The 7,056-nt window shown below is 37.1% G+C and carries 4 protein-coding genes and 2 pseudogenes; 4 read left to right on the top strand and 2 right to left on the bottom strand.

What is annotated here, in order from left to right; translation table 11 throughout:
• Nucleotides 1-291 precede the first annotated feature (291 nt).
• The 3 genes and pseudogenes from F3G86_RS11205 to F3G86_RS05495 form a co-directional block, all read left to right on the top strand.
• A pseudogene (locus F3G86_RS11205) lies at nucleotides 292-1,185 on the top strand (Cache 3/Cache 2 fusion domain-containing protein); the annotation flags it as partial.
• Nucleotides 1,186-1,209: 24 nt separating this feature from the next.
• A pseudogene (locus tag F3G86_RS11200) lies at nucleotides 1,210-2,262 on the top strand (methyl-accepting chemotaxis protein); the annotation flags it as partial.
• Nucleotides 2,263-2,703: 441 nt separating this feature from the next.
• Nucleotides 2,704-3,324 carry a Type 1 glutamine amidotransferase-like domain-containing protein gene (locus F3G86_RS05495; RefSeq protein WP_149723249.1) on the top strand — a complete coding sequence of 207 codons (621 nt, stop codon included), beginning with the start codon at nucleotides 2,704-2,706 and terminating at the stop codon, nucleotides 3,322-3,324.
• Nucleotides 3,325-3,556: 232 nt separating this feature from the next.
• On the opposite strand, the gene truD is transcribed toward F3G86_RS05495, so the two are convergent.
• A complete protein-coding gene (gene truD, locus F3G86_RS05490; protein WP_149723248.1) occupies nucleotides 3,557-4,681 on the bottom strand; it encodes a tRNA pseudouridine(13) synthase TruD in 1,125 nt (374 codons plus the stop codon).
• On the bottom strand, nucleotides 4,659-5,480 hold the full coding sequence (locus tag F3G86_RS05485; protein ID WP_149723247.1) for a thiamine-phosphate kinase: 822 nt from the start codon (nucleotides 5,478-5,480) through the stop codon (nucleotides 4,659-4,661). The genes truD and F3G86_RS05485 overlap by 23 nt, the downstream gene beginning before the upstream one ends.
• Before the next feature lie 63 nt (nucleotides 5,481-5,543).
• Here F3G86_RS05485 and F3G86_RS05480 point away from each other — a divergent pair, with 63 nt between their 5' ends.
• Nucleotides 5,544-6,563, top strand: a complete 1,020-nt coding sequence (locus F3G86_RS05480) for an HdrB C-terminal domain-containing protein (RefSeq protein WP_149723246.1) — start codon at nucleotides 5,544-5,546, stop codon at nucleotides 6,561-6,563.
• Nucleotides 6,564-7,056 lie beyond the last annotated feature (493 nt).

Here is a 7,056-nt window from a genome sequence, read left to right as displayed (position 1 = left end):
TTAAGCCAATCTAATAAAATATACGACAAATCAACAAAACGATACAAATTTAAATTTTAATCCCTCAAAAGCGCAAATTTCTTGCTTTTGCCAAACTATAAATTTTGCTTAAAAAGCTAAATTTAAATAGCAATTTTTTATAAATTTTTGCTCCAGTTTCATAAAAGTTATAATTATAAATATAAAGCAAACAAAAATTTAAAATTCATTATTTTTCCCCGAAATTCTATATGTTTTACGAGAAAAAATTTGTATAATAAACCCTTAAAATCTAAACCAAGGAGGATATAGATGAATTTGCGTAGCATCTTAGTCAAGGTCTCAGCGATCATCGCTTTAGTTCTTGCCATTTGTATGGCTTGCTTTGTTTTCTACACGTCACATATCTTAGAGCGTGAGATCAAGGAGGGAGTAGAGACAACTATCCAGCAAAACGTTGCACTTGCGATGGACACAGTTGAGCTATTTGATGAAGATAACGAAGATAATGCAAAACTATATATGCATATCTTAAAAGAGGCTTTAGGCAACATAAGAGCCACTAGCCAAACCATAAAAACAGAAAATGACGATGCTTTAGAGCTTATCTCAGATAAAATGGGTGTGTTAAACAACAACCATGAAATTTCTGATAAGATCAAAAAGCTAACAAACGGCGGCATCCCAACCATCTTTGCAAAATCAGGCAATGAATTTGCTGCTGTATCTACCTCACTTTTACTAGATGATGGCAGTAGAGCGCTTGGTATGCTAAATAAAACGATCTATCCAAAGATGATGAATAAAGAAACATATGTGGGTGCATTAAATATTTTTGGCAGAAACTATATGTGTGTCTATGAGCCAGTCATTCAAAACGGCGAGGTTGTAGCGGTTTTATTTATAGGTTACGACTTCACTGAAGGCCTAGAAGATCTTCAAAAGACAATGTCACAAATGAAGTTAGGTGAGCGTGGCTACTTCTCTATCTTTAATACAAAGACAAATGTCTATGACATCCACCCAAAACTAGCTGGCAAAGCACCAGAAGGTCAGCTAAAAGATATAGTTGATGACATAGTAAAAACTAAAGAAGGTGTCAAACTCATAAATGTTGATGGAGTTGAGAGAGTAGTTGCTTTTGAGCCATTTGACAAGCTTAACTGGATAGTGCTTGGCTCAGCTGTTACTGATGACTTTTTAACACCTCAAAAGGTAGTTAGCAAAAACTTCATCATAGCAAGCATTATAGTTACTTTGCTTCTTATCATAGTATCTATCTTCTTGCTTAAAAAGCTAGTTGCAAATCCTATTGATAGACTAGGAGCAAATTTAAATGCTATAACATCTGACTTTACTCTTAAAATTCCAATCTACGGCAAAGATGAGATAGCTAAAATAAGCAATGATATAAATAATTTCATAGAGCGCATAAGAGTGCTTATAAGCGACACTAAAAACCTTTCAAGTGAAAACAGCTCAGTCGCAAACGAGCTAAGCTCTACCTCACTTCAAACAGGCAAACGCGTAGAAGAATCAACCCAGATCGTTGAAGAGACAAATCAAAGATGTAAGTCTATGCAAGAAGCTATGAAAGAGTCACTTTCAATTGCTCAAGCTGGCAAAGATGATCTTCAAAAGGCAAGCACTCATATAAAAACAGCTACTGAAGCTATCAGATCTCTATCATCTCAGATCATAGACTCTGCTAATGTAGAAAATCAAATGGCTGGCAAGATCGAGCAGCTTAGCCGTGACGCTGAGCAGGTTAAATCAGTCCTTGTTGTTATCAATGACATCGCTGATCAGACAAATTTACTTGCACTTAACGCTGCCATAGAAGCAGCAAGAGCAGGCGAGCATGGACGTGGCTTTGCAGTCGTTGCTGACGAGGTTAGACAGCTAGCTGAAAGAACTCAAAAGTCTCTAACTGAGATAAATGCAACTATCAACGTTATCGTTCAAGCGATCAATGATAGCAGCGAGCAAATGGGCATCAACTCTAAACAAATTCAAGAGCTAACCCATGTGGCAAGCGACGTTGAAAAGACGATAAATGATATGAGCGCAACGATGAATAACGCCATAGCGATGTCAGATAAGACTATGCAAGACTACATCGCAACTGGTAAGAATGTAAATGAGATCATGGATGGCATCTCAGAGATCAATCAAATTTCATCTGAAAATGCTAGAAGCGTCGAAGAGATAGCTTCTGCGGCTGAGCATCTAAATAAGATGACAGATGCGCTAAATACTAAACTTAGCGTCTTTAGAACTTAAGTTTTTACTTCTTAAATTTAATGTTTTAGGTCTAGCTTTGGCTAGACCTTTTTAAATTTAAACCGGCTAAATTTAGCCAGCAACCCTTTTAAATCTATCTTTATAAAACTAGTAAAAATTTGGCTTGATAGATTATATCTCTTATCTTCGCTAAATTTTTACGTTGTTTCTACTTGAAGTTGCGATCACAAGAGAAAAAACTCTTAAAAAATATTGCGATACTTTGCCTTAAATTTTTGCATTCAAATTCATAATTAAATTTTTAAATTTTACTTACTCAACCATGTATACTAAAAATACAAACCATATAAATCTCTAAATCCTAAGCTGTAGTGCAAGATATGGGAAGCTTGTGAGCGACAGCAAAATGCGGATCTTTTAAGCTTATTTTCGGATATAATTGGCTCTTAAATTTAAATATCTTTTAAAAGGAATAAAGGAATGGTAAATATTTTTCTTTGCTCCTACTTCGCGGAGGTTGCGAGCAAGATCAATGAAGTGGTAGATTTTCAAGGTAAGCATGTTGCTTTTATCGATACGGCAGCAAAATTTGAAGAGGTGAATTTTTACGTAGATGAAGCGGTAAAAATTTTGGAAAAATTTGGTGCGAAGCTGACTCGTATTGATATTTCTTGTGTTAAAAACTTGGTTACGCAGATTTCTGAATGTGATGAGTTTTGTGTTGCAGATGATAAAATTTTAGCTACTATTAATAAGTGCGACATCATTTATGTAAGCGGCGGAAATACATTTTATCTGCTTAATGAGCTGCGAAAATCGTGCGCCGAACAAGCTATAAAAAACGCGGTTAAAGCTGGTAAAATTTACGTCGGTGAGTCAGCAGGGGCGATCGTGGCCGCACCAGACACGAGATATGCTACGCTTATGGATAAAAGTAGTGTAAACATGAGTGATTTTACAGGATTAAATTTGGTTGATTTTTGCGTAGTGCCGCACTTTGGCTGTGAGCCTTTTGTGGAGGCTACTCACGAGATAATGGAGAAATTTGAGGACTTATACGATTTGCGACCTATAAATAATGCTGAATTTATTGCGCTTTGAGATAAAAATTTATGCGATCTCTGATAAAACATACGCCAAATATTTACTCAGAGCATTTTCCCTATAAAATCACTTTTTGTCTGCAAATCTTCCTTATAAATAAAGAAAATAATTAAAACGCAAAGTTTAATTTTTAAGGCTAGAAATTAAGCAAAAACCGCTATAATTTCGCTCTGGCACGGTAAGCGGTAGCTTTTGCACTACGCAAAAGAGGAAAGTCCGAAAATTTACCCTACTCAAATATATTTTTATGCAAAATTTCTTCTAACACAACCGTGGCGTATGAGCCCTTTTGAAGTGTGAAATTTAAGCTAAAATGAGCGTTTTCTTCGTTGTATTTATAGCTTGTGTTTTCTAGATACGCCCAGTTAAAGCGCCTTGAGCCAGCGATCTTTGAAGTAAGCGAAACTGCCTCAGCGAAAATTTTATCCTCAAGCTCTTTTGCCAAGCCGCTTGCCTCATAGGCCTTTGCACCGACTATAAGTCCAAGGCTTGTGATATCACGCTTAGCAAATCTTTGTGCCTCTTGATCTAAATTTTCACACAAAAAGAGCTTGCCAAATGGATAGTGCCCCAAAACCTCTCCTGGCAAAAGCTTAAAAAAGCTCTCCTGCGCCTTCATCGCTTTTAGATCATCTTTGCTAAATTTTTTATAAATTTCGCCTAGCTCACTTAGGATAAAGTCGCTTACAAACCTTGAAATTTCGACCCTTTTGCTAAGATAGCGGTTAAAAAGATCGCTTTGATAGGCTGAGATCAAAAAGTCATTTAGCTTTACGTTTTTGCTCTTTTTGCCATTTATCGTGCCATTTTTAAGTAGCTCAAGGCCAGTTGTAGCATTGTCGCCAAATTTACCAAAGCGCTGGTAGCCAAAGTAGTTTGCATAGCCCATTTTATCGATGCTGACAAAGGCCTGCTCGAGCTTTTTAGCGCTACTTGGCAGCACCTTTTTTAGGCGGATGAAAAAGCTATTACCCTTTAGATGTCCGATGCGAAGCTTGTTTTTATGCACGTTTAAATTTAAAATTTTCATCTTTTCATGGCTAAAGTTTGCAAGCGCACTCTCAAATTTACGAGGCATCGAGATAAACTGCGTCGTCATGCCCTGCTTGTCCTTTAGCCCAGCATAGCCAAAGTCGCGCATCTTAGCCCCTGTAACCTCGCTTAAGGCGTGCAAAGCGTCGCTTGTAGTCATATCTTTTTTAGAAATTTCAACGATCAAATGCTCGCCGTCACCGCTAAATTCATAAAGTGGTATCTCGCGCACGACAAAATCATCTGAATTTTTAGAAAAATATGCCTCGATGGGCGCATGAGTGAGCGCATAGAGCGGCTTAAAAGTGGTGGCTTCTTGCATTTTGTCTTAACCTTTTGTGTGAAATTTTTGCAAAGATGTTGATCTTTGTCCTAGTTTTTGCGGCGATCCTTTTAATGGCGCTTAAATTTTTAGGGCTAAAGGTAAATAAAACCTCATACTCCTCGCCGCTACTAAGCTCAAATTTGCTTAGTTTTTTTGTAAATTTAGCGCCCTTTTTGCTAGCCTTTAAAAGCTTGCCAAGGTCGGTATTTAGCCCGTCTGAGATATCCATGGCGGAGTTTATAAGATGAGCTGCTTTGTAAAAAAACTTATCTCTTAAGATAGGCTTTTTAAAGCGTGAGTTTTTTGAAATTTGAGCCAGTCTTAGAAGCGAGTTTAGCCCCTTTTGGCTGCCTCCAAGCTTGCCTGTAAATGCGACTAGATCGCCAAATTTAGCATTTTTTCTAAGCACAGCCCTGCCCTTTAGCTCACCGATCACGCTGACGCTTATGTTTAAAATGGGGCTACTTATCGTGTCGCCGCCTATTATCTTTACGCCAAACTCCTCGCACGCCCTATTTATGCCGCTACTTAGCTCGCTGATCTGGCGCGGTGTGAAGCTCTTTGGCAGACTAAGCCCTAGAAGGGCAAACTTTGGCTTAGCATTCATCACGATCGTATCTGACAAATTTACGATCATCGCCTTGTAGCCGGTCTCTGCAAGGCTTAGCCAACCAAGCTTAAAGTGCGAATTTTGCGCAAAAATGTCCTTGCTAAAGACCATTTTGCCAGCAACCGCCGCATCATCGCCGATATATGCGTTACTAAAGCATGCAATCGTAAATTTTTCTTTATCCATTGAGCTATTATAATGAAACTCCTTTTAAATTTAGGATAAAATAAGCCCAAAAAAAGGATACAGATGCAAAGAGTTGAGATTTTTAGATTTGACGCGAAAAGAGATGTTTTGGCATATTTTAAGCCCTATTTTTTAGAGATTTCAGACTTTGCAAACTTAAACGAGCTTTTTGCCCACGTAAAGAGCATAGACCCCTACTTTAGCCCATTTGATGGCTTTGTCAAGGTAAATGACGTCGTAGTTAGCACCGCTCAGCCACTTGTAAATTTGGCTCAAAAACTGGGCAGCGAGCTTTGCATAGCCCCGCTTGATGAAAAAAGAGCGGTTTTAGATCTAGCCATAAACGATGATGACTTTTGGGCGAAATTTGAGCCATTTGCTAGCTTTTGCAAAAGAGCTGACAAAGAGCTTTACGCTAGCTTTAAGCCCTATTTTTACGCTGATTTTGTAAAAGACTATGAGCCAAATTTTATAGGAGCTGCCGCGATAATGCTAGCTCATCATCTTTACAAAAATGAGAAAAATGATGAAATTTTAAAACTAATGAGTGCTAAAAATGGCGTTTTGATAGCCTGCGAGCTTGATGATCTACTCTTTGAAGGTAGTGAAAAATACACCGAAGCGATTGAGTTTTTCAAAGAAATTTTAGGCGTAAAATCTGCTAAAAAGCACGAAAACGAGCTTGAAAAGATAGAAAAACTTAGTAAATTTAAAGAGTTTAAGATAGCCATAAAAGATAAGCTGTCTGCAAATTTAAGCGATTACAAGGCAAATTTTATAGAGCTAAGCGCCAAAGTGCCTTGTGGATATGATCTTTTAAAGGTCGATGAAGAGCTAGCTTGCAAGCTTGCTAGTAAGATTATTTTTGCTGCATTTGACAGTGGGGCTGACTTTTTGCTAGCTAGCAATGAGGCCGAGTTTTATATCTTTGACACGCTAGCAAAAAAGCTTGAAAAAAGTGCCAACAGAAGTTTGCAAGGCTTTTATGTCTTAAGGGTGAGCGAGCTAATGGCGCTTGAAAATGGCGAGGTACCAAGCAGCCTAAAAGAGCATGTTTTGAAGGTCGGTTTGGTAAATTTGTGAGCTAAATTTACTACGTCAAATTTAAAGCTTTATGGCACTCGTGCGATTTTAAATCTTGTATTTAGGGTTTATAATTTTTCTAAAAAACAAAAATAAGCTATTTTAAACGCTTGATTTACCAAAGCTGGCATAGCATATCTTTTTTTAAAAAACGCACCTGTAATCTGCTAACTTTATTAAATTGAAAAGTTTTGACGCTTCTAGTTATTTAAATTTAAAAGTTTTTACACTTCTGATCTTTTGAATTTAGATGTTTTATGCTCGCATAACAGATCAAATTTAATTTTCACTTGTCTCTTACTCCAAATTTTATCTCTCACAAGGCAAAATCATATTATTTTACGTAAATTTTTACATATTATTTTTAGTATTTTAAGAAATTTGAAGTGCTAAATTTAAAAATTTGCGTTTGCTGGTGTAAATTTTAGTAGTTTTTCAAGCCAACCAGCCAACCCAGAAAAACAGATAAATTTAAATAGAAATTTTATCTAGC

This window comes from Campylobacter concisus (assembly GCF_902460595.1).
GTDB classification, from domain to species: domain Bacteria; phylum Campylobacterota; class Campylobacteria; order Campylobacterales; family Campylobacteraceae; genus Campylobacter_A; species Campylobacter_A concisus_BL.
This window is presented reverse-complemented; position numbering and strand designations above follow the sequence as displayed.